At 47.5% G+C, this 26,479-nt stretch carries 14 protein-coding genes; 9 read left to right on the forward strand and 5 right to left on the reverse strand.

Annotated features, from left to right (window positions below):
- Positions 1–18 precede the first annotated feature (18 nt).
- Positions 19–813 carry a class I SAM-dependent methyltransferase gene (locus NC996_RS11925; RefSeq protein WP_190687412.1) on the forward strand — a complete coding sequence of 265 codons (795 nt, stop codon included), beginning with the start codon at positions 19–21 and terminating at the stop codon, positions 811–813.
- Between the two features lie 84 nt (positions 814–897).
- On the opposite strand, the gene NC996_RS11930 is transcribed toward NC996_RS11925, so the two are convergent.
- Positions 898–2,490, reverse strand: coding sequence for a BamA/TamA family outer membrane protein (locus NC996_RS11930; RefSeq protein ID WP_199303195.1), 1,593 nt, complete (start codon positions 2,488–2,490; stop codon positions 898–900).
- A 149-nt stretch (positions 2,491–2,639) separates the two neighbouring features.
- On the opposite strand from NC996_RS11930, the gene NC996_RS11935 reads away from it, so the two are divergent.
- The 4 genes from NC996_RS11935 to NC996_RS11950 all read left to right on the forward strand — a co-directional run bounded on the left by NC996_RS11935 (position 2,640) and on the right by NC996_RS11950 (position 12,029).
- The gene (locus NC996_RS11935) at positions 2,640–3,890 is read left to right on the forward strand and encodes a GNAT family N-acetyltransferase (protein ID WP_199303196.1); all 1,251 of its coding nucleotides are present in this window, start codon (positions 2,640–2,642) and stop codon (positions 3,888–3,890) included.
- A 33-nt stretch (positions 3,891–3,923) separates the two neighbouring features.
- Entirely contained in the window at positions 3,924–4,763 is an 840-nt protein-coding gene (locus NC996_RS11940; protein ID WP_190687414.1) for a 2-isopropylmalate synthase, read from the forward strand.
- A 431-nt stretch (positions 4,764–5,194) separates the two neighbouring features.
- On the forward strand, positions 5,195–11,659 hold the full coding sequence (locus NC996_RS11945) for an AAA family ATPase (protein WP_190687415.1): 6,465 nt from the start codon (positions 5,195–5,197) through the stop codon (positions 11,657–11,659).
- Between the two features lie 79 nt (positions 11,660–11,738).
- Positions 11,739–12,029 (forward strand): DUF4242 domain-containing protein, encoded by a 291-nt coding sequence (locus NC996_RS11950; RefSeq protein ID WP_190410329.1) that lies wholly within the window; start codon positions 11,739–11,741, stop codon positions 12,027–12,029.
- Here NC996_RS11950 and NC996_RS11955 read toward each other — a convergent pair whose 3' ends face one another.
- Positions 12,030–19,514, reverse strand: coding sequence for an AAA family ATPase (locus NC996_RS11955; protein WP_199303198.1), 7,485 nt, complete (start codon positions 19,512–19,514; stop codon positions 12,030–12,032).
- Between NC996_RS11955 and NC996_RS11960 the strand changes: the two genes are divergently transcribed.
- Positions 19,513–19,746 carry a hypothetical protein gene (locus NC996_RS11960; protein WP_190687417.1) on the forward strand — a complete coding sequence of 78 codons (234 nt, stop codon included), beginning with the start codon at positions 19,513–19,515 and terminating at the stop codon, positions 19,744–19,746. The two genes, NC996_RS11955 and NC996_RS11960, sit on opposite strands and share 2 nt — an antisense overlap.
- A 618-nt stretch (positions 19,747–20,364) precedes the next feature.
- On the opposite strand, the gene NC996_RS11965 is transcribed toward NC996_RS11960, so the two are convergent.
- Entirely contained in the window at positions 20,365–20,817 is a 453-nt protein-coding gene (locus NC996_RS11965) for an FxLYD domain-containing protein (protein WP_190687421.1), read from the reverse strand.
- 404 nt (positions 20,818–21,221) lie between these two features.
- Positions 21,222–21,731, reverse strand: coding sequence for a hypothetical protein (locus NC996_RS11970; protein ID WP_348259993.1), 510 nt, complete (start codon positions 21,729–21,731; stop codon positions 21,222–21,224).
- A 728-nt stretch (positions 21,732–22,459) separates the two neighbouring features.
- Between NC996_RS11970 and NC996_RS11975 the strand changes: the two genes are divergently transcribed.
- On the forward strand, positions 22,460–23,533 hold the full coding sequence (locus NC996_RS11975; RefSeq protein ID WP_190687423.1) for a class I SAM-dependent methyltransferase: 1,074 nt from the start codon (positions 22,460–22,462) through the stop codon (positions 23,531–23,533).
- Positions 23,534–23,849: 316 nt separating this feature from the next.
- A complete protein-coding gene (locus NC996_RS11980; protein ID WP_190687425.1) occupies positions 23,850–25,037 on the forward strand; it encodes an acyl-CoA dehydrogenase family protein in 1,188 nt (395 codons plus the stop codon).
- A gap of 146 nt (positions 25,038–25,183) precedes the next feature.
- On the opposite strand, the gene NC996_RS11985 is transcribed toward NC996_RS11980, so the two are convergent.
- Positions 25,184–25,315 carry a hypothetical protein gene (locus NC996_RS11985; RefSeq protein ID WP_277877454.1) on the reverse strand — a complete coding sequence of 44 codons (132 nt, stop codon included), beginning with the start codon at positions 25,313–25,315 and terminating at the stop codon, positions 25,184–25,186.
- A 1-nt stretch (position 25,316) separates the two neighbouring features.
- Between NC996_RS11985 and NC996_RS11990 the strand changes: the two genes are divergently transcribed.
- Positions 25,317–26,456, forward strand: a complete 1,140-nt coding sequence (locus NC996_RS11990; protein ID WP_190536048.1) for a GDSL-type esterase/lipase family protein — start codon at positions 25,317–25,319, stop codon at positions 26,454–26,456.
- The last annotated feature ends 23 nt before the right edge of the window (positions 26,457–26,479 follow it).

A 26,479-nucleotide genomic window follows, 5' to 3' on the forward strand; every position in this document is an offset into this window, starting at 1 on the left:
CGAAGTATTTTATATAAAATGTCTAATAAAATAGCAACTGTGAGTAACTTAAACATTAATGGCATCACCCATGAGCTAATAAAGATTCAAGAGCAAAATAGTAATTGTAGTTTGTGGCAATTTAGAAGCTTAATCAGTGCTAATCAATATCTTCGGCTATATAAAATTTTTTTAAAATATGTTCCTAAAGGAAGTGAAGTATTAGATTGGGGTTGTGGGAACGGTCATTTTTCTTATTTCTTAGTAAAGGCTGGCTATAAAACCTCTGGATTTGCTTTTGAGGACTTTTGTGTTCGGGAAACTCTAAACAGCTCAACTTATGAATTTAGAAAAGGGAGTGCTGAAGATCCAACAGCCATTCCCTATCCAGATAATAAATTCAATGCAATCGTATCTGTAGGGGTTTTAGAGCATGTCAGAGAGACTGGAGGAAATGAAATTACCAGCTTACGGGAAATCTTCCGTTTGCTCCAACCAGGTGGCGTTTTTATCTGTTACCATTTTCCGAATCAGTTTAGTCTGATTGAAGCGATCGCTTCCCGGTTGCCTAACAAATATCATCATCAATATCGTTATACTCGCCAGTCAATCAAAACGCTTTGCCAAGAAACCGGATTTGAGGTTCTAGAAGTCCAGCGTTATGGTTTTCTACCCAGAAATATGTGGGGCGTATTTCCCAAAGCAATCGGAAATTTCCCACTGCTGGCATGGAGTTGGGATTTTTTAGATGACATTTTGGCATATCCTTTCTCTGTAGTCTGTCAAAACTACTTGTTTGTCGCTAGAAAACCCTTGGCAAAATCCTCTGAATGATGATCGCAAGCCTTTGGTAGCAGCGTACAAAGCGATCGCTCTTTTAGGTGACTTAAACGCGATCGCCCAAATATCCCCTTTCCATCAAAAACGCTGACCTGTGGTTACTTCAAGTCGGACTTCTCCTTGGTCGCTAATGCCTAAATCGCTGCGAATTAAACCAAACGGGGACTTGATCCGCAATCCTAACCCGTAACCAAAACCACTCCCCGGTTTACCGCGCAGCAAACCCGGTTGCCCAAGCACCGTGTCACCAGACCCCAAATCTGAGCCATAGTCAGCAAAGACAACCCCTCCCAGCCACTGCAAAATCGGGAAGCGATATTCGATTGAAGCCAAGGCATAACTGCGACCGCTAGCGACTTTACCAGATCCATAGCCGCGCACAGAATTGAATCCGCCAAGATTAAACGCTTCAGTCGGAGGAAATTCGCCAAGTATCGTCCCAGTTTGCAAATTTAAAGCCACCATTTCTGGATTTTCGGTTTCCCTACCCTTGCCAATCCAGCTGACTGGGACATATTGAATATAATTCGCTCGCACTCGGTTACTCAAAATACTGCCCAATCCAATCGGAATCGACTGTTCCGTGGTCAGGGTTAGCAGCGAACCCTGAGTCGGATTGGAACGGCGATCGCGCCGATCTCTCGCCACACCGAACGACACCGTTACCAAGTCATCAATGCCAGTTTTGCTGACAGATAGCGGATTCCCCAATTCATCCACCCGTGCAATATTGAAATCAGCATCGCGGGTACTAATCCGGGTGTAGTTCAAACCCAACGATCCATCCCAGCCATTAAAAGAACGCAACACCGCCACACCGCCGCCAAATCGTCCTTCCCGTGTACTGTCCCCATTGGGCAACTCGATTTCATCGGTGAAGGTGCGGGAATAATCCCGATTGCGAAACGCTCTAACGCTATACCCCAAGCGGTTTGGCTCACCAGCGCGATAAGGGCTAGTAAACTGGGTATTAAACTGGACATCCTTACCGCTCACTTGAAGTTTGGCAGCTAAGCGATCGTTGACACCGTTGATATTGGCATCTCGATAGCTTACCGAACCGTAAAGCCCGATGTCCCCGCTATTGCCACCCCCTAATGTGATAGAAGGAAAGCGATTCTCCTGGATGTCGTAGATGATGTTAACCCCGTCGGTGGCTTCCTCCACAACAACATTGACATCTTCAAAAGACTCTAATCGCCTCAATCGCTGCAAGTCTTCCTGAAGCAAATCTTCACGAAATACCTCACCCGGCTTGAGTTTCAGTTCGCCAATAATAAAATCTTTTTTGGTGCGACTGGGTATCGGTCGATTCTGGTTATCGACTGACTCCCCTTTGTTATTGACAAAGCGGATCTGCACATCTTTGACAATTCTGGAGGCAACCTCAGCAGTCTGGACGCCCTCCCCACTGGACACTGGCGGTATCGTTTGTGGCAGATAATCACCGTATTTGGCATCATATTCAACAACAGGAATGGGATTTGCTGTCTGAGCCAATCCTGGCGTTACCTGGGTTACGGCTGGAGTCGCAGCATCCTCAATGGGTGCCGATGTCGCCATATCGCCCGAAGTCGTCTGGGCAGCGGGTGGGGAGGATGGGATCGCTCCTTTTGTTTCCCAGATTCCCAGCGTTGCCACAATCAAAATTGCAAATGTTTTAAGACCCATAAAATTAGCTTAATCGGTTGGCTACCATTGTGCTTGGCTCATTGGCTTGTATCCTTGGCTAGGACTGGCTTTTGAGGCGGGCAACAGACGGATCTATTGCAGATATCAAGTGAAATGGTATCAGTAACAACCAAGTAAACGTCAAGGATATGAGTATTCAACAGGCATTTAACACAGCAGCAACTGAGTACGACAAGCTCCGACGCACCCTGATTCCCTGTTTTGATGACTTTTACCAAACAGCCATTCAGGTTATCCCATTTGACCGCACAGCAGCCCTAAACGTTCTCGATTTAGGTGCAGGGACCGGACTTTACTCAGGCATGGTTCAGGCAGTGTTTCCGAATGCTGAATTTACACTGCTGGATCTCGCGACTGAGATGTTAGAGCAAGCAAAGGCTCGATTCCAGCAGATGGGCAAATCTCCCAAAATATGGATTGGAGACTACGTTAAGACAGATTTGAGCGATTCCTATGACCTGATTATCTCCGGCTTATCGATTCATCATCTGTCTGATTCAGAGAAGCAGCATCTTTATCAACGAATTTACGATGCGCTCAAACCTGGAGGGATGTTTGTCAACGCCGATCAAGTTTTAGGCAGAACACCCCAACTGGAGCAATTTTATCAACAACAATGGCTGAATACCGTGCGCGATCGCGGGATCTCCGAAGAACATCTCCACGCCGCTCAACATCGGATGACCTACGATCGTCTAGCACCTCTCGACGCTCAAATGCAATGGTTGGAAGCAGCCGGTTTTCAGAACGTAGACTGCTGGTATAAGCATTACAGCTTTGCCGTGTTTGGTGGATCTCGTTCTGCTGAGTCGGAGACAGAGATACAACCACCCACAATTCAAACACAACGGTTAACGCTCCGTCCTTTCACCTTGGCAGATGCTCCTGATGTGCAACGCTTCGCCAGCGCTCGCGAAATTGCTGATACAACACTAATTCCTCATCCTTACGAAGATGGGATGGCTCAAGCGTGGATTAAGGCTCATTTGGCAGCATTTAAGGAAAACAAAGCAGTCTACTTTGCGATCGCGTTGCGGGAAACTGGAGAACTCTGTGGGACGGTTAATCTGATGATTGATGCCAAACAGAACAATGCGGAGATCGGTTACTGGATTGGCAAGCCCTACTGGGGACAAGGCTACTGTACTGAAGCAGCAAAAGCTCTACTGCAATATGGTTTCGAGGTACTTAAATTGCACCGCATTCATGGGGCGCACTTTTCGCGCAATCCAGGTTCGGGACGAGTCATGCAAAAACTTGGGATGCAGTATGAGGGATGTCGCCGTCAACATTTACGAAAAGGAGAAACCTTTAAAGATATCGAACAATACGGCATCTTGAAAAGTGATTGGCAGCAAATGATTGGTCAAAATTACTAACTGCTTACCTAAAAATGCAGAAAAAAACCGGCTATGGCACAACCATCTTTACCAAAAATTATCATCTTCGACACCACCATGCGGGATGGAGAACTTGCGCCCGGTATCAAAATGGATATTCATCAAAAAGTCCAGCTTGCCAAGCTTCTAGAAGAGATGCGGGTTGATGTAATTGAAGTGGGATATCCAGGGGCTATCCAGAAAGACTTTGATGAAATTTTTCTGGTTTCCCAGCAAATTAAACAGTCTACAATTTGCGGATTAGCAAACTCTAAACCGAATGAAGTGATGGACGTTGCCTTAGCAATTAAACTAGCGGTACGAGGCAGAATTCACATTTACACCCAAGTTAATTTGAAGCATCAATCAACTTGGGCTGAAGAACAAACTTTAGAAGCGATACACGATTCTATTGGACTTGCCAGAAATTACTGCGCGGATGTAGAGTGGAGTGCCTTTGACGCTCCTCGAAGCCAGCCGGATTTTCTTTGCAAAGCAATTGAAACAGCCATCAAAAGCGGTGCCAGAACAATCAGTATCCCTGACAGCTTTGGTTTATCGTCGCCAATAGAATTCTCAGGGTTGCTGAATATGCTCTTTAATCGGGTGTCAAATATCGATCGGGCTACGATTTCTGTCCACTGTCATGATGATATGGGATTAGCAGTAGAAAACTCAATCGCAGCTCTCAGTTGGGGTGTCAGGCAAATTGAATGCTCGATTAATGGACTGGGAGCAAGGAAAGGGAATGCTGATTTGGGAGAAGTCGTAAATGCAATTATTAATCATCCAAATTATAGCGTTGGTATTGAGAAATCTTTAATAGATCGAGCCTCGGAGTTAGTTACTAAAATCTCCGAATCTGTAAAGTGAAAATAAAGTTATTCGTTAATTATTTTAATTTCAATATCTAAAAATATTTACCGATAAACATTCTATAGATAATCAGCGTAAGCTAACTATTTTAATGCAGAAAAAATAAACCTAGCTAAAATATAAGTTATTTTTTTAAGTATTATATTATGTATAAACAAAAAACTATCAGAAGAGGATATGGCAACAATAATCAATGAAGGGGGCGGGAAAATATTTTTATAAAAATAGCAACCCTTACTTACTGGAAAGTTGAGGTTTAAGGCAAGAATGCCCCAAACGGCTTTTTCTCGGAATTTAATAATTTATTTCTAACAACACTGACAAATAGCAGTTATAAGTTGATGAGTATTAACCGCGATCGCAAGCAGCTGTCAGTAAACTGCGAAAAGTTATAGACTGAGTACCAAATGGACGGGCAGAGTAAAAATATGATGCTGCCTACTTTAGAGATCGTATTGCTAGGTGGCTTTCGCCTAACTTATGACGAAAAGCCGGTGACAGACGTGAGCGGGGAGAGATCGCAATCGTTGCTGGCATATCTGGTGCTGCACAGAGGCACGCCTCAGCCTCGTCAGCGGCTGGCTTCCCTGTTTTGGGCTGACTCAACAGACGAGCAAGCCCGAACGAACCTAAGAAGAGAACTGCACCACTTACGGCGGGTTTTGCCGGACGCGGATCGATTCATTGAAGTAGATACAAAAACGCTACAGTGGCGCTCAGATGCACCTTTTACGTTAGATGTTGCAGAGTTTGAGCGGACAGTGGCTCAAGCGGAGGAGGCAGAACGAGCGGCTGACCGGAAAACCGTCCGAACCCTGTTAGAGCAGGCGGTAGCCCTCTATCAGGGGGATTTACTGCCCAACTGTTACGACGAATGGATTTTTCCAGAACAGGAACGACTGCGACAAATTTTTATCCAAGGATTGGAATGGTTGGTTCGCCTGTTAAAGGAGCAACGGGATATCCGGACGGCGATGCGCTATGCCCAGCAGTTGTTAGAAGTTGACTCGCTCAACGAAGCAACTTATGGTGACTTGATGCAACTGCACGCGCTTAATGGCGATCGCGCGAGTGCCTTGCGAATCTACCACCGTTGCATGACTCTTTTACGGGAAGAATTGGGTATCGATCCCAGCCCGATTACCCGCGACCTCTACGATCGCCTGCTGAATGAAGATTCTGAAGGGATAAGCAGTCGAGAAAAAAGCTTTGAATTACTCAATACAAATTCTGAATTAAATACACCCCCTCAAAACGACAGGCAACCTCGTTGCGATTGGGGCGAAATCATCGATGTAAGCCTATTTTACGGACGGACAGAAGAGCTAAACACGCTCAAGCAGTGCATTTTACAGTATCGCTGTCGGCTAGTTGTCTTATTAGGCATGGGTGGAATTGGAAAAACTGCCTTGTCCGCCAAACTATCGCAGGAAATCCAGGGAGAATTTGATTTTGTAATTTGGAGATCGCTACGAAATGCTCCCACCCTAGAAACTCTTTTGCACGACTCGATCTCTTTTCTGTCGGAACAACAAGAGACAGGCAGTGAGCTTGAACGACTGATATATTGGCTGCGAAATTCTCGCTGCCTAATCGTTCTAGACAATGCAGAAACCCTTTTTCAGGTCAGTTGTCCGGGGCAGTATCGTCCGGGATATGAAGGCTACGGGGAACTGCTGCGAGCGATCGCAGAAACCGCCCATCAAAGTTGCCTAGTGCTGACCAGTCGGGAGAAGCCTGCTGAGGTGGGCATCTTAGAAGGTGTAGTTGATGGGAATTCAGCTTTACCTGTGCGAACCTTGCAACTGAGCGGCTCGCCAGAGGCAGCGCAAGCACTCATTCAAGCAAAAGGATTGATAGGAACTGAAGCACAGCAACAGCATTTGTGTCAGTTCTACGGCTGTAATCCTTTGGCATTGAAGATTGTTGCCACTTCCATTCAAGATGTTTTTGATGGCAAGATCCAAGATTTTCTCGCTCAAAATACCACGATTTTTAATGGGATTCACAGACTACTAGACCAGCAGTGTCAGCGTTGCTCTCCCCTAGAAAAAACAATTATGTTTTGGCTTGCCATTAATCGAGAATGGACAACCTTCTCGGAATTGGCAGAGGATATCGTTCCCACCGTTTCTCGTGCAGACCTACTAGAAGCATTGGGTTCTCTCAGTTGGCGATCGCTGATCGAAAAGCAGTCAGGCAGCTATACCCAGCAACCTGTGGTGATGGAGTACATCACTGAGCGATTGATTGCCCAAGTCTGTGAAGAAATTCAACATTTAGAAGTCGGAAATGGGGAATTGCTAGCCGAAAACCAGACACCCCTAATTTCCATTTTGCACAGCCACGCCTTGCTCAAGCCTCAGGGCAAAGATTACATCAGAGAGATTCAGAGTCAACAAATTGTTAAACCCGTTTTAAACACTTTAATTACCCGATTGTATGGGCAGTACAACGTTGAGCGGCAGCTGACTCAACTGCTTTCAAAACTGCGAAATGAAAGGTCGCGAAAACCCGGATATGCAGGTGGCAATATCCTCAATCTGCTGGTTCAATTGCAAAAAGACTTAACAGGTTATGACTTCTCCCATCTCACCCTCTGGCAGGCTGATTTACGAGAAGTGAATTTACATCAGGTCAATCTTGCTGATGCCGACCTGTCAAAAACGGTGTTTACAGAACCCTTGAGCTTTGCCCTTGCCGTTGCTTTTAGCCCCGACGGACAACTTCTAGCGACTGGGGATACTAACCGCGAGGTGCGGGTGTGGAGAGTAGCAGATGGGAAAAATTTACTGACCTGCCAGGGACATACCAATTGGGTTTGGTCGGTTGCTTTTAGTCCTCAAGGTAATATCCTGGCGAGTGGCAGCGATGATAAGACTATTAAATTGTGGGATCTCAAGACAGGGAAATGTCTCCAGACTTTGCAAGAACACGCCCACCAAGTCTGGTCGGTCGCCTTTAGTCCGGACGGTCAAACCCTAGCCAGCGGGAGTGAGGATCGAACGGTCAAGCTGTGGGATGTCCAGTCAGGACAGTGCTGTAAAACGCTTCAGGGGCATGAGAATTGGGTGCGATCGGTAGCGTTCAGCCCTGATGGAAAAACCTTGGCGACTGGCAGTGACGATCGCACGATTAAACTGTGGGATCTCAAAACCAGTCAATGTTACCAAACCCTGCAAGGACACGCTGAGCGAGTTTGGTCGGTCGCCTTTAGCCCGGATGGTCAAACCTTAGCCAGCAGTAGTAGCGATCGCACCATTAAACTTTGGAATTTTAAGACGGGTGAATGCAGCCGAACTCTCAAAGGGCATGGAAACTGGGTGCGATCGCTTTCTTTCAGTCCGGATGGTCAAACGGTAGCCAGTGGCAGCGAAGACCGCAGTGTGAAGCTGTGGCGAGTTCGGACTGGGGAATGCTACCAAACATTATGGGGGCACCAAAATTGGGTGCGGTCGGTGGCGTTCAGCCCGAATGGAGAAATCCTCGCAAGCGGTAGCGGCGATCATACCGTTAAGTTGTGGCACGCCCCTACAGGTAAATGTCGCAGAACGCTACAGGGTTATGCGAACCGAGTGCGATCGCTGGCATTAAGTCCGGATGGTCGCATTTTGGCAAGTGGGAACGACGATCGCACGGTTAAATTGTGGGATCTGGGCACCGGAAAATGCGTTCAAACCTTAGAAGGTCACATCAGCTCAGTTTCTGCTGTTGCCTTTAGCCCAGACGGTCGCACTCTCGCCAGTGGGAGTGGCGACCAAATGGTGAAGCTTTGGGATCTTGAAACGGGACTTTGTCGCCAAACCTTACAAGAGCATACTTGCGGGATCTGGTCGGTTGCCTTCAGCCCCGATGGTCGAACCCTTGCCAGTGGCAGCGATGACCAGACGGTGAAGCTGTGGGACGTGCAGACGGGACAATGCCAACGCACCTTGCAGGGACACACTAGTTGGGTTTGCGCGATCGCTTTTAGCCCGGATGGTTATACTCTGGCGAGTGGGAGTTACGACCAGACGGTGAAGCTTTGGGATGTGCAGACAGGGCAATGCGGTCAGACATTCCAAGGACATACCAATTGGGTTTGGTCAGTCGCGTTCAGTCCTAATGGTCAAACCTTAGCGAGTGGAAGTGGCGACCATAGTATTAAGTTATGGGACGTGCGGACAGGAGAGTGCCGACGTACATTGACCGGACACACCAGCCGAGTTTGGTCAGTTGCTTTTAGTCCAGATGGTCAAATCCTTGCCAGTGCCAGTAGCGACCAAACGGTAAAGCTTTGGGATGTCCAAAACGGTTCTTGTCTTCATACCTTGCAGGGACACACCAATTTAGTCTGGTCAGTAATCTTCAGCCTTGATAGCCGCAGGGTCGCGAGTGGCAGCCAGGATGAAACGATTAAGCTTTGGGATGTGCAGACGGGTGCGTGTGTAAAAACCTTGAGGGCCGATCGACCTTATGAGGGAATGAACATCACCGGAGTGACCGGATTAACAGAAGCGCAAAAGGCTGCATTGAAGGCGCTGGGAGCCGTGGAAAAGAGGAGCCAAGGAGAGAATCAGCCCCGATTCTTGGCTCCCCTAATCGGGCGAGAGCGGGAATGGGCGACCATCTGTAATTGGATGGCATCCGATACCCGAACGGCTGTTTCAGAAATCCTTTTACTGGCTGGCGAATCGGGAATTGGGAAGACGCGCCTGCTGGAAGAACTTGCTGCCGTTGTCACGAGCAACGGTCGCGTACTCTGGGGACGCGGGTTTGAGGCGGAAATGCTGCGACCTTATGGAGTTTGGATTGATGCACTGCGGGCGATCGCTCGTGATTCAGGATCGCAATTGCCAGCAGAACTGAGTTCCCTATTTCCAGAAGTGGAGGGAAGAAGAGATCCGGGCGATCGCTCTCAGCTATTTGATGCGGTAGTCAACCTGCTGTCCCAACTTTCGAGCAATGGCAAACGAATCGTCATTATCCTAGATGATATTCAGTGGCTGGACGAGGCATCTACGGCACTCCTGCATTATGCAATCCGCCTGCTGGGTCATTCCTCCGTTCGGTTTGCCCTCTCTGCTCGTCAACGCGAGTTATCAGATAATGTGCCTGTGTGTAAGCTGGTGCAAGCGCTGCGGCGGGAGGAGCGGGTGCAAACCATCTCACTGCCACTATTAAATCAAGCGCAAGTGGTTCAGCTGACTCGCTCGATTAATACCGATGTGGATGGAAACCGCGTCTTTGTAGATAGTGGCGGGAATCCCCTATTCGCTCTAGAAGTGGCTCGTGCCCTAGCCCAGCATGACACGGCTTACTCCGACAATCTGGAAGCCTTGATTCAAGACCGATTGCGGCAACTCGACGAACCGGCGCGAGAACTTTTACCTTGGGCAGCTGCATTGGGACGAAGTTTCAATCCGACAATCGTGGCACGGGTTGCCGACTATCCGCTCTCTAAATTACTTTTAGCCGTGGAAGAACTGGAGCGGCAGGGGATTATCCGTCCAGGAGCTTTATTAAATAACGAAACTGGCTATGACTTTGCTCATGATGTTGTGCGGAAAGTCGCTTATCACCAGTTGTCAGAACCCCGCCGTAAATTAGTGCATTTGCAGATTGCCCAGGCTTTGAATCGTCTCTCGGTTCCTGACAACGCCCTAGCCAGCGATGTCGCGCATCATGCATCATTGGGCGGTCATGATTCCTTAGCCGCCTCAGCTTTCCAGGCAGCTGCCGAACGTTGCTTGCGCCAGTTCGCCTACTCAGAAGCATCGGAACTGGCTCAACGGGGAATTCAGCATTGCCGGAACCTTGAAAAGACTTTACGGGTTCGACTTCACATCGGGTTGCTAAAAGTCTACGTTCTGGCAGGAGTTACCAGAAATCAAATCCCCCAACTCGAAAATAACCTGCATCAACTGATTGCCGAAGCCAGCGCCCTTGGTTTGAAGGATGAAGAAGCGATCGCGCTAGAAGCTTTGATCGTGCTGAACTACGAGCGAGGTAATCTCATGGGTGTTCGGGAACACTCCCTCCAAGCAGTAGAACGAGGACGATTGGCAAGTCCGGCGACCACCGCCCGAATGCTAGCTCACAGCGGTTGGTGCCTCGCCGAAACCGAACGCGAGATGCCCCGTGCTGAGGCGCTGTTGCTAGAAGCACAGCCGCTTGCCGCGAGAGTGGGACTTGAAATTATCGATATTCCCTGTGGTCTGGGATGCGTGCGCCGTCATGCAGCGGATTTCCCGGCGGCGCGTTCTCTTTTGGAACAAGCATGGCGAATGGCGCAAGCGGAACAAGATCGCTGGCGAGAGTCTGCTTGTTTGACTTATCTGGCAATGACCGAGTTGGAAGCGGGCAATCCGACAGCGGCGATCGCTTACTCCGAGGAACTGGCAGCAGTTGCCACAAAAATTAGTGGTGAAGGCAGCGAAGGCCCATTCGCCGTTGCCCTGAGTTCGCTCGCCCGTTATGTTATCGGAGAAATAGGCGCTGAAGAAGCACTTGAGCCAGCATTATCCACCCTGCGCCAGATCGATGCGAACCGAATGCTAGCTTATACCCTGAGCTTTGCAGCGGCAAGGGATCTGGAAAGGGGTCGCGTTGAATTAGCGATCTCCCGCGCTCAAGAAGCACTTCATGCCGCGCAAATTGTAGATCATCCCAGTGAAATTGCCCTAGCTTGGGCTGCACTCATTCGGGGAAAGTTAGCTTTAGGCGAACATAAGCGTGCAGCAGAGCTATTTCAAAGCTTACAGCTCCAAATTGACCCTCGCGTCTTGAGCGTTCGTGCCCAAACTACCATCAATCGCTTACCGCAGGATCTGAGGACTAACGCAGAGATCCCCCTTGCGTCCCCCTTAAAAAAGGGGAATTTTCCAGTTCCTCCCAATTTATCGGGGGGTTAGAGGAATCTAGGCTTCAAGTTTTCAGTGGGTAAGTCCTGTATTTAAAAACCTAAATTGCTCAATCAATCAGGAGGAAAATATGGTTCGTGTCCTTGTAGAAAAGATATTTGAGCCACCGATCACCGAACAGAAGTGGAACCACGATCTTGAGATCGGAATACCTTGTCACAGGGCACACAATGTTCATTGGATTCGCTCAATGATGGCACGCGATCGCGCTAAAGTAATTTGCGAATTTGAGGCACCTGATGCTGAGACTGTGCGGAAGTCTTTTCGGAAAGCTGGCTTACCCTTCGCCCGGATCTGGACAGTTGATATTTTAGAACCATCTGTTGGATCAAATGTATCAACCCTGTCTAATTGCTCTTAATCAAAAAACCTTTGTAGTCTCACTTTCAGGTTGAAGAAACAGTAATGATGCGATCGCCTTCACCAATGCCTCTGGTTCCACAGGCTTAGAAATGTGCTGTTGAAATCCTGCGGCGATTGCTTGTTGGTAATCCATCTCGGCAGCATAGGCAGTCAGCGCGATCGCTGGAATGTTTCCTCCTTGGTCTGGTTTCAGACTCCTCACCTGTCGCATCAACATATAGCCATTGATTTCTGGCATTCCAATATCGCTGATGATGACATTTGGCTGGGATTGGCTTAGTGTTGTCAGCGCTGCAACGGCTGAGGCTACGGAGGTCACAGTTGCACCATATTGCTCCAACAGGAAGCACAAAAACTCTCGCATATCTGCATCATCATCCACCACGAGAATTTGTAAGCCAGACAAAGGTAAGGAGTCAAAAGTCAGAACTGAGAGGTTGTCTTTTTCATCCGACTGCCTTTCTCTATCATTCTGCAAACAGGGAAGCTTAATTAGGAAAGTTGCACCTTGTCCTTCACCCGGACTTGATACACTTACGGTGCCGCCGTGAAGTTCTACGAGATGGCGGACGATTGCCAGCCCTAGACCCAATCCCCCAAAGGTTCGGGTGGTGGTACCATCTTCCTGACGGAAATAGTCAAAGACATAAGGTAAGAACTCAGGTGCAATCCCCTTGCCTGTGTCAGTTACGCGGATTTGCGCCTGCGATCCGACCTGCTCTAATGCGATCGCGACTTGTCCCCCAGGGGGAGTAAACTTAATCGCATTGGCAAGGAGATTCCAAACGACTTGCTGCAATCGATTGGCATCGCCAGAAACCTGCCCGACGCCCGGTTCGAGGATGGTCTGAATCTGGATAGATTTGGCTTCGGCTGCTAAACGCACCGTCTCGATTGCAGCTTCAATCGTCGATACCAAGTCAACCGGGTAGACGTTGAGGCTCAGCTTCCCTTGCAGGATGCGGGAGACATCAAGCAAATCTTCAATTAATTGGGTTTGTAACTTGGCGTTGCGCTCAATAGTTTCTAAGGCGCGATCGCTGGTTGCCGGATCGAACTTGCGGCTCCGCAGAAGCTTTGCCCAACCCAGAATCGGATTAAGCGGCGTTCTCAGTTCGTGAGAGAGAACGGCTAAGAATTCATCTTTGACCCGGTTTGCCGCTTCCGCCGCACTTCGCGCGGTTCGTTCTGCTTCGTAGAGATGGGAACGAGCGATCGCTTGGGCGCATTGTTGGGCAAGTGCCAAGATAAAAGCTTGGTCATCCTCGTTAAGTTCTTGCGGCTCAGTAAAGCCCAGAGACAACCCTCCAACTGCCCGACCCTCTACCATCAGCGGAATCGAAACCCACGTCCCAAAGTTAAATTGACTATAGGCTTCAGCCAGGTGAGGGTAACGGGCTGCTCGTTTTTGTGACGTTTCACCCCAAACAGGTTGCCCAGTCCGTACCGCCTCTGCTAGAGGGACTGCTGTGTCGATGGAAAAACGTTGCCAGCCATCGATTTGATTCACTTCATAGCCAACGGCCCGCACAATTTCCAGTTCAGTACCGCTTTCATTGAGCAATGCCACTAGAGCATAGTTGGCACCCAAGGCAGCCATGCCCTGTTCGACGATGACTTCGGACACTTGGGTGGGTGTGAGCGATTCTGAAAGGGCAGCGGTAATGGACTGGAGACGGGCAATTCGCTCTGCTGCCCGCTCCGCCGTCTGTTGCGCCTGCTGCGCTTCCCGATAGAGGCGGGCATTATCGATAGCGATCGCTGCCCGATGAGCAATATCTTCCGCCAGCGAGAGGTCGCCGGTGTTGAAACGATGAGCAGATTCAGCTGTGACAAACGAAATGGCACCGAGAATCCGCCCCCGTGCCATCAACGGTGAGATAATATAGGACTTTAAGCCCAGTTCCCGCAGAATTCGCCGATGTTCTGGATCTTTGACTGCTTCTGCCAGGACTGCATCTGAAATTTCCGCCACCATTTCTGTTTGCCCAGTACGCAGCACCTTTGGTACACCTTCCGGTGCATTCAACGGTCTAGGATAACGCTGATGGAGTTCCCAGGCGAGTTTCACTTTCTCCGGATCTCGGTGGGCAACGGCGACCCGATGAATCGATTGGTTGTCTTGCAGGAGGTCAACGCCGCACCAGTCGGCGAAGTAGGGCACAACCAAGCTTGCCACGCTGGAGAGCGTGCTTTCATAATCGAGGGAAGAGGAGAGGGTGGCACTGACTTGAGCTAAAAACGCTGCTCGCTGCCGGTCGGCTTCTGCTTCCAGGCGGGCGGTTTGCTCTGCGTACAGTTGGGCACGTTCCGCTTCAGCCTGTTTGCGATCGCTAATATCTTTGTTGATGCCCACAAAAAAGAGCGGCTTGCCAGCCTTGTCGTAAACAAGCTTTGATGTTGTTTCAATCAACACTTTCAACCCATCTTTTCTCACACAGGGAACTTCACCACAAAATCCTCCGGTTTCCTGAATAGACTGGATCATTTGGGCGGTCATCGTTGCTGCAATGTCAGGGTGATGTAAGAAATTCAGGGGTTTAGCGATCGCTTCGGACGCCGTATAGCCGAAAATCTGCTCCGCGTTGCCCAGCCAGCGTTGAATATTTCCCTCCAGATCGGTTAACACAACAGCATCGGGCATTTGCTCCAAAGCAGCCTTAGAAATCAGCAGAGATTCTTCAGTTTGTTTGCGCTCTGTGATGTCAATTACAACACCACTCATGCGAGTCGCTGTGCCTGCTTCGTTGAAAAAGGCTCTTCCCCGGCAAGCAGCGTAGCGAATGCTGCCGTCATCCTGAATAATGCGATATTCGAGATCGTGTTCCACTCCTTCGTTAACCGCTCGGTTCAAAGATTGAGCGAGCGATTCCCGATCGTCTGGATGCAGGCGAGCCAACACTGCTTCTGAGGTGGCAACAAACGTTTCGGGGGTGACTCCAAATAGTTGATAAATCTGCTCATCCCAGTCAAACCGATCGTTGAGAATATCCCAACTCCAAATACCGATTTGAGCAGATTTCAACGCTAGGTTAAGTTGTTCTTGACTTTGTGCTAACCCTTGATAGAGACGAGCATTCTCCAGGGAAATGGCAATTTGAGCTGCTAAAATTTCCAGCACGGAAAGCTTGTCGTGTGTAAAAGCGCCTGGGATAAAGTTGTTTTCTAAATATAAAATTCCCAGCAAGTTTGACTGACGGGCGATTGGTAAGCAAAGTACAGACTTCGGTTGCTTTTGAATCACATACTCGTCTTCCGAAAATAGATTCTGCTCTGTGGCATCGGGCAAAATCACAGTTGATTGAGTTCGCTGCACATAATTCAGCACTGACTGAGGCAATGCAATTTCACCCGCCAATTCAGGTCGAAAAACATTAAATTTTTCTGCTTGGGAATTTATTTTCGCTTCGACTTCTATCACTAGATTCTGCTCGTGAAAAAGCAGCAAATAACCCAGTTCGGCTCCTGCTTGCTCAAGCGCAATCTGCATCAATGTCTTCAAAAGTCGAGAGAAGACAATTTCGCTAGAAATAGTTTGAGACGCCTTAACAACCGATAGAAAGTCAAGTTGCTCCCCCGTGCTTAAAAACGTTTCGTTGGAGGCAGGGGGCTGTTGCGGCAACGGTTGCGGCAATAAGGTCGGATAGAGCTGCTCAAGCTGCTTGACCTTGCCGAGCGCCTCCCAGCGCCGATAGGCATTCCTGGCTTCATGCAGATAAGTTTTAGCGATCGCTTCAAACTCCCGATCTAAGTAAAACTTAGCTGCTAACTCATACGCCAAGGCTTCATAATGCACAAATTTCTGCTCGCGGGCACAGCGAATTGATTGCTCATACAGGCGCATTGCTTCCATGTCCCGACCCTCAATTCGAGCTATCTCCGCCCCCACTAATTGAGACTTATGTAAGAAGTTAGCAGGGCAGTGGCTCGCCCAATCCTGCAATTGGCGCTGATGCATTTCTAAGGTTTCTAAAAACCCTTCCTGCTCTTCACAAGATGCAGTTGGATAAAGAGTCGCCAAGGTCAGCGAGTGATACAGAACATAATCGGTTTCGATTGGTAATGCCAGGGTTGTAACTGGAAACACGGACACTTGTAAGGCAGAATTCAGCGCCTCCTCATACTGTTCGTAGGTGAAAAACAAAATTAATTTGATGATGTGATAAAAGATAATTCCACTGACGAAGCCTGCATCCGTAAGGATGGAAAAGGCGTGCGATTCATCGAAACTATCATTACTTAGGGTCAGATTGTGGTAGGTGAGTCCGCGTAAATTTATGAGAAACTGCTGCTGCAATCTAATCGTCTGATAGGCCGCCTCATGCTTAGATTGCTGGGCAAAGTTAACGTACTTTTGAATCAAATTGTACGTTTCGGGAAGTGGACTTCCTAGCTGAATAATCTGCCAAGAGCCTTGATAGCCGTTGTAGTTAGCCATCGTCACATCACCTGCTTCCACACAACCGATAAATCCTCGCTCTAAAAATGGAATATCGGTAGAAATATGGTTCCGCCAAACGTTGATATGACTGCCATGAATGTGTAGAACCGTTCCTCTGAGTTTTGAGTCATTCAACTTCTCATTCAGTTGAATCGTCATCTCAGAAAATGCATACCCCGTAGGAATATCCCGAAAGATCGAAACCAACAACATCGCATACATACTATAAGCAAAACAGGAATCTTCCGTATTACCATACTTCAGGGAATAATTGACTGCTTTGAGTACAACTAGCGGAAAAATACTGGGTCTGCCGAGATAAGCAGGCGGCCCTACAGTTGTCAGCAGACCGATGAGTGTCTTAAGATTTGGATCTTGGAGCGTTGGGGCGTTGAGTAGATCGGAGACTTGTCTGTCACCTAAATTTCCCAATACCTGGCTTTTTTCGATAGCGATCGCAACCTGCACTTGCTCCTCTGAATCGGGGAAAGTCACCCCAAAAATTTTTAAAGCTTCTAATCCGAGTGCTAGCGCCTCCTCATACCTACCTGCAACTTGATAAAGTCTGAGCTGAAGTATATAAATATTCGCTTTGTCTATATAAGATTTGGCTTTGATAAATAGAAGCTTAAATAGAGCTTCCGCCTCCTCTAAATTACCCGTTAAAAATTCGCATTCAGCTCGTTCTTTAACTAGAGTAAATGTTTGTTCATAATGGTCAAGCCAAGAATCTTCATTTAAAAGATTTGCAGCGACAGCAAGCATTCTTTTCGCAGGTGTGTACGCAGTGGAGGCTTTTGCCTTCTTAGCAGCAATTAGATTTAGGCGAATTAATTCGTCTTTTTCTGTCCGCTCAGTAATCAAACCAACAGCTAGATTAAGTTGATTCACTAAATCAAAAATTTGTTCTTCCAGTTGAGCAGAATTGAAACTTTTAAGTAAAAGTCGCCCAATCGTGAGGTGAACCGCTTGCTTTTGTTCATTATCGATCAAGGCATAGGCAGCTTGTTGAATGCGATCGTGGTAAAAGCGATAGCTTTTCTCAATGCTTTCAGTTGCCTCTGTTGGGATGATGAATCCTCTCAGAACCGCTTCCAAAAGTGTGTTGGCTGTTTGCTGAAGAGATATTTCACCGACGATTGCTAAAACTTCTAAATCAAAACGATTCCCGATACAGGAAGCTAACTTGAGCAACTGTTGAGTTTCGGGCGGCAGTTTTTGCATCCGCCCAATCATCAGATTGACAATATTATCCGTAATGCCTTGGGCTTCAATTTGGGCTTGATTCCATTGCCAGACGCGATGGTTGCGATCGAATGTCAGCAGATTTTCTTGGTACAGCGTTTTGAGAAACTCGTTGACAAAAAAAGGATTGCCATCGGTTTTCTGGACGATTAATTTGGCAAGAGATTCTGACCGTCCCGGCTCACAATGTAGGGTTTCAGCAATGAGCTGATTCACATAAGCAAGGTTGAGAGGAGTGAGAAAAATTTCGGTTATTTTTGCCCCACCTTGACGAATCTGCTCCATCATCAAACTGAAGGGATGGAGCAGATCGACCTCGTTATCTCGAAAAGCCAGAATAAAGCAAAGATGCTGGAGACTTGATCTCGTGACGATGGTTTGAATCAAATTCAGAGTGGCGCTGTCTGCCCACTGCATATCATCCAAAAAGACAGCCAGTGGATGCTCTTTTTGAGCAAAGATACTGATAAAGTTTTGAAACACCAGATTGAATCGATTTTGGGATTCAGCGGGTCCCAAGTCTGGTATAGGAGGTTGTTCGCCGACGATGAGTTCAACTTCTGGAATCACATCGGTTATCAGTCTGCCATTGTTCCCGAATGCGGCTTGGATTCGCTTTCTCCAAGTGGCAAGTTTATCTTCAGGTTCCGTCAAAATTTGCCGAACGAGCGTCTGAAAAGCTTGAACAAGGGTGGAATAAGGAATATCTCGTTTGTACTGATCGAACTTACCAGAGATAAAAATCCCACGTTCTCTTACGATGGGTTTTTGGATCTCGTTCACGAGAGAAGATTTACCAATCCCAGCATATCCAGCGACGAATATAAGTTCTGGCGTACCTTGGCTAACAACTCGCTCAAATGCTTGTAAAAGCTGTGTAATTTCTCGCTCTCGCCCATACAATTTTTGGGGAATTTGAAACCGCTCTGAGATATCTTGTTCGCCTAAAGGGAAAGATTGAATTTGTCCAATTGTCTCCAACTGTCTTAGGCATCGTTCCAGATCGAACTGCAAACCCAAAGCACTCTGGTAGCGATCTTCTGCAACCTTTGAGAGCAGTTTCATGATGATGTCAGATAGCGATCGCCCAATCTCCGGTCTTACCTTTGTGAGTGGTGGCGGCGATTGGGCAATATGACAATGCACCCACTCTAAAGGGTCTTTGCCCTGAAACGGTAGCTGACGGGTCAGCATTTCATAGAAGGTGACTCCCAAGGAATATAAATCGCTGCGATGGTCAATCCCGCGATTCATTCGCCCAGTTTGCTCTGGCGACAGATAAGCCAAACTGCCTGCAATCTGGCTGGAACTGCTGACCATTTGCTGTTCGTAGGGGATAAAAGCAGCAATCCCGAAGTCAGCGATTTTGACCTGATGCGTTTCCAGATTAATGAGAATGTTCTGCGGCTTAATATTTTTATGGACAATGCTATGGTTATGAATTTGGGCGATCGCATTGCTGATTTGAATGGCAATTTTTAAAAACGGAATCGGCTCCCGAAAGTCTTCTAAAAGCCGATCGAGCGATCGCCCGCCAAAATCCTCCAAAATCAGATAAGGAATGCCCTGATGCACCTCTAAGGCGTAGCCTTTAACTGCTCCGGGGGTGTTCAACCGTTGGGCGATCGCATACTCATGTCTGAGTTGCTCAATATTATTGGGCGTACAACACTCTGGACGTAGCCCTTTAATAATCACCGGACGCCGATCTTCAACTCTGATTCCACGGTATAGGACGGCTTTTATCCCTTCTTTGAGCAAAGTGACAATCGTAAATCCGGGTAACTTCAAGGTCATGTCAACAGATCCTATAGCCGTGCTTCGTCAGAATAGTCAGAGGCCAATGGTGCTTCAGACTCATCTGCTAGATTTAACTAGAGTAGCAATCGCTTCAACCAGTTTTTCCGATTCTCCAGGCTTGGCAATATGCAGATGGAATCCGGTTGCGATCGCGTACACCCCTTTGGGCATGAAAACAGCGAAGCGAGGCGTTAGCCTAGCGCCGACCTATCGGTTAGCTCATCTGTAATTACCCCAAGATGGCATAAAAAATTGAAAAATTCGATGCTTGAAAGCTGACAAACTACTGACCATTCTCCTGTAAGTATTTAGTCATCATTTCGGCTCTCTTGACAAGACCAGCCTCCTGACGCTATCTGCGACAAGCTTAAGGGATCTCTAATACTGACTACGAGAGATTTTCCTAGTTCTGAGCTACAGAATGCACAATAACAGTCATCCCCATTTAGACAACCACTAGGAGATAACGATAAGACCCTCCATTCCGTAGGTTTACCCTACCTCCTAGAGAGTCTTCTGATATTGGTGGTGCTTATGCGATCGCTCAACTCTTTGATGGCTTAGGGAAGAAACTGCAACTAGACTACCCTCTTAGTAACAGTTGCACCACAGCAACAACGGAATCAATAAAAGTAAAGTCTTGGATTCAGAGAATACCCGAAAAAGCGATCGCTGATATCTGCATCCAGACCATTTAGTTTTACTATCCCTTGCTTATTGACTACTTTTAGAGCAAACCTATCAGAAATTTTCTGATTTCTGAGTTTTGCCTGCATTCTTGTTTTCAACCCAATCAATCGCTGAGTTTAAATAACTGCGTGGTTTCATTTGCCCACCACCATTCTTGTTACTCTTTCCAATTAACAGATGTTGCTCTCAATTTGCCATCACCGATAATCGTGTGAACTTTGAAAGAGCCGCTTTGTCCTGGATTTAGCGTGGAGGGTTCTGCATTGACAGAACTACTTTTAATCACCTTGCCATCTAATCCAACAACGTTATAGGTGACTTCAATCGAATGAACTATTTTTTGGGTTTCGTTGATGATGCGACCCGTCAAAATATCCCCATCAGATGTTTGGTCTGCGATGATGACTTGTGGTTTTTGACCGCATAGTTGGGTGAGGTCTAAGGTTCTGCCATCCGATGTCTGCATATAGCAAAAGGGCATATCGATCTCGGAAGATGAGGCACTCGCAGCTTGTAAATTGGTAATCCATGAATTGCCAGAAGATTGATGATTGCCGAAGAAAATCGAAGCAATCCAGAAGGAAATTGTTAAAGTAAGGGTTTTTTGCATAGTGTTAACAGTTGGTAAAAACATAACAAAATTTCGATCTGTCTTAACAGATTTGAGGGATGAGTCTGAATTTAATTCAAGGCAGTATTCAAGGCTAAATTCTAAGTTCAGAGCTTGAGTGTTGGGCTTTTTCAAACACCCAGTATTGGCTCGCCCGGTGTTAAAACCCTAGCCATAGTGAGGGAATAAAAAGTAATCTCTTGGCTAAGGCAGTTGAGAAAATTCCAATGCCTTGCTAACCCAGGTTGCTAGTTATCTCATTTGGGTTGTGAGGTGCTAGTGAGGTGCTACATTAACGATCCTTCCAGCCCCCCAATTTATCGGGGGGCAAGAAGTCTATATGTTGCAAACAGAAAACAAAATGGTATTAGAGCATTGGAAATCGACTCGCAAATTGTACCCAGTTACTCAGCAATGGAGTAACTCGCAACTCCCGTACCTGGTGGTAGTGAGCAAACAACCTCATAAGCTCCGTTAGCAGTTTGAGCTACAGGTCCCGTGAAGTTGAACACATGCTTCTTCGGAGTACCTGTAGCACCACCGCTAAGTGCGATTGTTAATTTCTGGAATTGAAAACTTAGAGAGTTCGGCTGGTTAGCCCGCAGCTCGCACTGTAGGGTTGTAGACTGAGCGTTTCTGCTGAATACATGCACAAAAGCAAGAGGTCCTGCGCTGCCATTTTCAGTCCCTGATGTAATGTCCCGAACAACAGGACAATGTAGGTTAATGGATGTGGTACCTTGAACTGAAAACTGTCCAGCTGCACGACTAAATTGCTGATTAGAAGCGGAAGTCTCAGGCTGACACATACTTCCAGCGTAGACTTTATTATCTCCAGCTAATGCTGCGGTGGGAATGGCAGCAGTGGATAATAGAGTGGCAGAAAATGCGATCGCTACTTTTACACGTTTCATGTTGGACATCATAGAAGTTGCTCCTTGGTATTTGCGTTGTTAATTAGTGAATTGCTTCAACTAAATACCAAGTTATTCAAAGCAGCGTTCGCAAAGCGTTCAATTAAATGCGATCGGAAACTTACATTTTTGTGACTCAAATCACTGGCGCTCGTGTTAAAGCGAAGATGCCCGATAACAATCTTTTTGGTAACTCGCAAATTCTATATAAATTTTTCTAGGATTGTGCAGCAAGCAACAGCATAAGTCTATTTTTCCGGTCTTGTATTAACCGTCTCAAGCAGTGTATACGAGCCGCAATCCGTTATCAGGAACGACGAACGAGCCGACAGGTCGGCTATAGGCTTCCGCCTTCGCTACGCTGACGCTGTTTTCATGCCCAAAGAGCTGTACGCGATCGCATCAATTTCACAGTGGTTATATGCATACATAGCCTAGGGTAAGGTTTTGGGGGGAGCGAACGCTTCCAGAACGCTATCGGAACGCTTGCCTTGATAGCTTGTTCATATACCAAAAAACATTCATAGAGGATATCGAATAAATCCTGAAGAGACACACAGCTTGGGTTGAATTCCTGCGAATACCCTCCGTTTTTCTTATATCTATTTCTCTTCGGAATGCTACCTATCAGCTCCTCTAACTCCGCTTAAGAGTGCAACAGAAATCTAAGTTTTTGCGATCGCACTCTGAATAACACATTCAAACTTGAAAATCATGACGAGGATTTTATGACAACACTTACCCTAGACCAAACCAAAGCAGAAGCATTTGCCGAACGGATGCTTAACATTCTCAACAGTGGCGCGATCGCTCTGATGACGTCTATCGGTCACAGAACTGGGCTATTTGACAGGATGGCTGAACTACCGCCTTCTACAAGCCAACAGATTGCAGACGCAGCGGGGTTGAATGAGCGGTACGTGCGCGAATGGTTGGGAGCAATGGTTACGGGTGGCTTTGTGGAATACAATCCAGCTAAGAATACCTACGATTTGCCTCTAGAACACGCCGCATTCTTAACGCGGGCTTCCAGTCCTGACAACATTGCGGCATTTTCCCAATACATCCCTTTGTTAGGAAGTGTTGAGGAGCAAATCATCGACTGCTTTTACAAGGGTGGTGGGGTTCCCTATTCTGCTTTCAAGCGTTTTCATCAAGTGATGGCGGAAGATAGCGGTCAAACGGTCGTTGCGGCGCTGAATGACCACATTCTGCCCTTAATTCCCGGGCTGATTGAGGCACTTGAGAAAGGAATTCAGGTGCTGGATGTGGGGTGTGGGAGCGGTCGTGCCATCACCAAAATGGCGAAGGAATTTCCGAATAGTCGGTTTACAGGCTACGACTTCTCAGAAGAAGCGATCGCGATCGCGCAAACCGAAGTCCAACGCCTCAATCTTGCAAATATCCGCTTTCAAGTAAAAGATGCTGCCACCCTGGATGAAGTTGAAAACTACGATTTCATCGCTACCTTTGACGCCATTCACGACCAAGCTCAGCCCGATCTAGTGTTGCGAGGAATTGCCCAAGCACTGCGTCCGGATGGCATTTATTTGATGCAGGATATTCGTGCCTCCGGTTATGTTGATGGCAATCTCGATCATCCGGCAGGGCCGTTACTTTACACCATTTCTTGTATGCACTGCATGACTGTATCGCTTGCCGCAGGAGGCATGGGGCTTGGTGCCATGTGGGGTCAGGAGAAAGCATTGGAAATGCTGGAAGATGCCGGTTTCACTAGCGTGGAAATCAAGCAACTCGCTCATGATTTTCAAAACAATTACTACATTGTGCGGAAGAATTAAACCCGTTTTACGAATTGTCTGGATTAAATCCCTGCCATCAATTGGGGGGATACAGAAAAAATCACAAATGTAGCGGCAAGAAAGTGAATCGCTAAAAAACTATGTAACACCAACCTTCAATTCTGAAAACCATTGAAAGCTAGAAAATCCTATGTGCAAACTCTGTGCATTTGCTTGGCGTTATCAAAAACCCGGTAGCAGTGACTCGCTATTGCTAACTACGAAACAGTTCTCTTCACTGGTTGTTTTAAATCAAGCCTCGCAACCAGTTCAGAAATTATCTACTACAAAAGACAAGTAAAAAGGAGAAAAAACCATGACTACATTACTAAACCGCATCGAATTGAAAGATTATGCAGCGATCGCGTCTGCTCTCTCCCAAGAATTGGCAGCGAGTGCCGTTGAGCGCGATCGCCAAGCAGGTATCCCCCATGAAGAAGTACGACGGTTGCGGGAATCGGGACTGTTACCTCTGGTTGTACCGCGAGAATATGGCGGTATTGGCGCAACCTGGGTAGAAGCTTACAAGGTTCTTCAGGAAATTGCTAAAGCAGATGGTTCTACGGGGCAACTCTACTGCAATCAGCTAATCTTATCAGTGGTGGGTCAGGTGAGCGGCACCCCCGCTCAAGCCGAACGCTACTATCGAGCCACTGCCCAGAATCACTTGTTTTGGGGCAATGCATTTAACACGCGGGACACTCGCCTCAAAATTGAGCCAGAAGGCGATCGCTTCCGGGTAAATGGAACTAAGAGCTTTGGCACCGGAGTGCCAGCAGCGGATATTCGTGTATTCGCCGCCGTGCAAGACGGGGTCGATCATCCGATTGCCTTTATCCTTCCCAAGGATCGAGAAGGCATTGTCTACAACAACGACTGGGACAATATGGGACAACGCTGCACCGCTAGCGGTAGTTTCACCTTCCACAACGTCTTGGTGAACCCGGATGAAATTCTCGGCCCACCTCCATCTCCAGAGGGTGCCTTTTCTACCCTCTTGTTCGTGGTGAATCAGTTGGCGAAAACCCATGTCTATCTGGGAATTGCCGAAGGTGCCTTGGAAGCGGCAAGGGATTACACGACGACGATGACTCGACCCTGGATTACATCAGGCGTCGATCGGGCATCGAAAGATCCCTACATTTTGCAGCACTATGGTGAGCTATGGACTGAGCTAAAGGCAGCGATCGCGCTCTGCCGTCAGGCAGCGCAGCAAGTACAGACGGCATGGGAAAAGGGACAGGCGCTCACTCATGAGGAACGGGGTGAAGTTGCGATCGCTGTTTATACTGCTAAAGCTTTTACCACTAAAGTTGGCTTGGATATCACCACCCGCATCTTTGAAGTCATGGGCGCTCGTTCCACTGCTGCGAAATACGGCTTTGACCGCTACTGGCGCGATTTGCGGACGTTTACCCTGCATGACCCAGTGGACTACAAGCTACGGGATATTGGCAATTGGGTTCTCAATCAGGAACTGCCAATGATATCGCAGTATTCGTAACCGGAATGCGATCGCATTCCCTAGTCTGGCTTGCTTGCAAGTAGATAGTCAAAAGTCGATTCCTAGGGCGCACAAATCCACTTTTGACTTATTTTTTTGGCTTATTTTTGAATGCGCTTGACAAATGACTCGTGTATGACGTCACTTTAGAGGAGTTTAAAAGCGATCGCTCCCGCGTCTTGCCAACAGAAAGCGATCGCTTCTCCTAAAAATTCCTGACTCCAACCAATAATCCCTGTCAAAGGGAAAGGAAGGCACAAGTGAAGGAGTAGAGACACAATGGGCGATCCTTATCTGTTGGCGGTAAGTTTGTTAAGCGGCGGGCAAATAGCCGCCCCGCCCCCGCCCGTGCTACCTCCACAGCCTGACAACCTGTTAGCGTTATGGCATTCCAGTGAGTCGAGTACCTTTGAGCCACTGGTGGCTCAGAAAATCGTCCCGACCATTGAAATCACCTCTCCGGAATTTAGCCAGCAGTTGATTTCGCAGACTAATCCTTTCCAGGGGACTGACACACTAACTATTACTACAGCTTTAGCACCGACAGCAGCTCAAGCCGCGATAGAACTGAAACCCTCCGTACAAGCGAAGCTGAAACCGGATACAGCAACGACAAAACCGGCATCTGGCAGTCAACTTTTTTACCAAAGATTAGCTGCTCTGAAAGCAGGCAAGATTTATACTCGTCTACCTGTTGATAGCTTTCAGTCATACTGGGCGAACCAAGCAGGTACTAAAGCACTGGCTTTACAAAAACCTAGCTATGAACAGTGGAAACGCCTACTGGCAAAGGAAGCGAGAGCAGTTTCTCAAGGTCAAGGTTCCAACCGTCTTTCCGTATTAGTGGGAGATTCTCTCTCATTGTGGTTTCCCCAAGAACGTCTTCCTGGGGGGAGTTTGTGGCTGAATCAGGGAATTTCTGGGGATAATTCCCGTGGCATCTTGAAAAGATTGTCTGCTTTTTCCCAAACTCGTCCCGATGTTATTTACGTTTTAGCTGGCATCAACGATTTACGCCAAGGTGCAACGGATGAAACAATTCTCGATAATCTTCGCCAAATTGTTCGCCGCTTACGACAAGAGCATCCTCGCAGCTCAGTCATCGTGCAATCCATTCTTCCCACCCGGATCAACACCATCCCAAACCGCCGAATTCGTAACCTTAACCAACAACTGGCTATCCTTGCTCAACAACAGGGTGCAGGCTATCTAGATATTCACTCTCGCTTTAGCGATGTTGAAGGAAATTTGCGTCTGGACTTAACGACGGATGGGCTGCATTTGAGCGGTCGAGGATATGAAGTTTGGCAATCGGCACTCCAACAGGCAGAATCGGTAATTGCGCTGAATCGGAATAATGTGCGTGCTGATAACTCAGTAAAGCGATCGCGTCTCTCTGATTTATCTGGATTAAATTAACTGGTAAAAAATTTACGTTTTGT

The sequence above is a fragment of the Trichocoleus sp. ST-U2 genome (assembly GCF_039961875.1).
In the GTDB taxonomy this organism is placed as follows: Bacteria; Cyanobacteriota; Cyanobacteriia; order Cyanobacteriales; family FACHB-T130; genus FACHB-T130.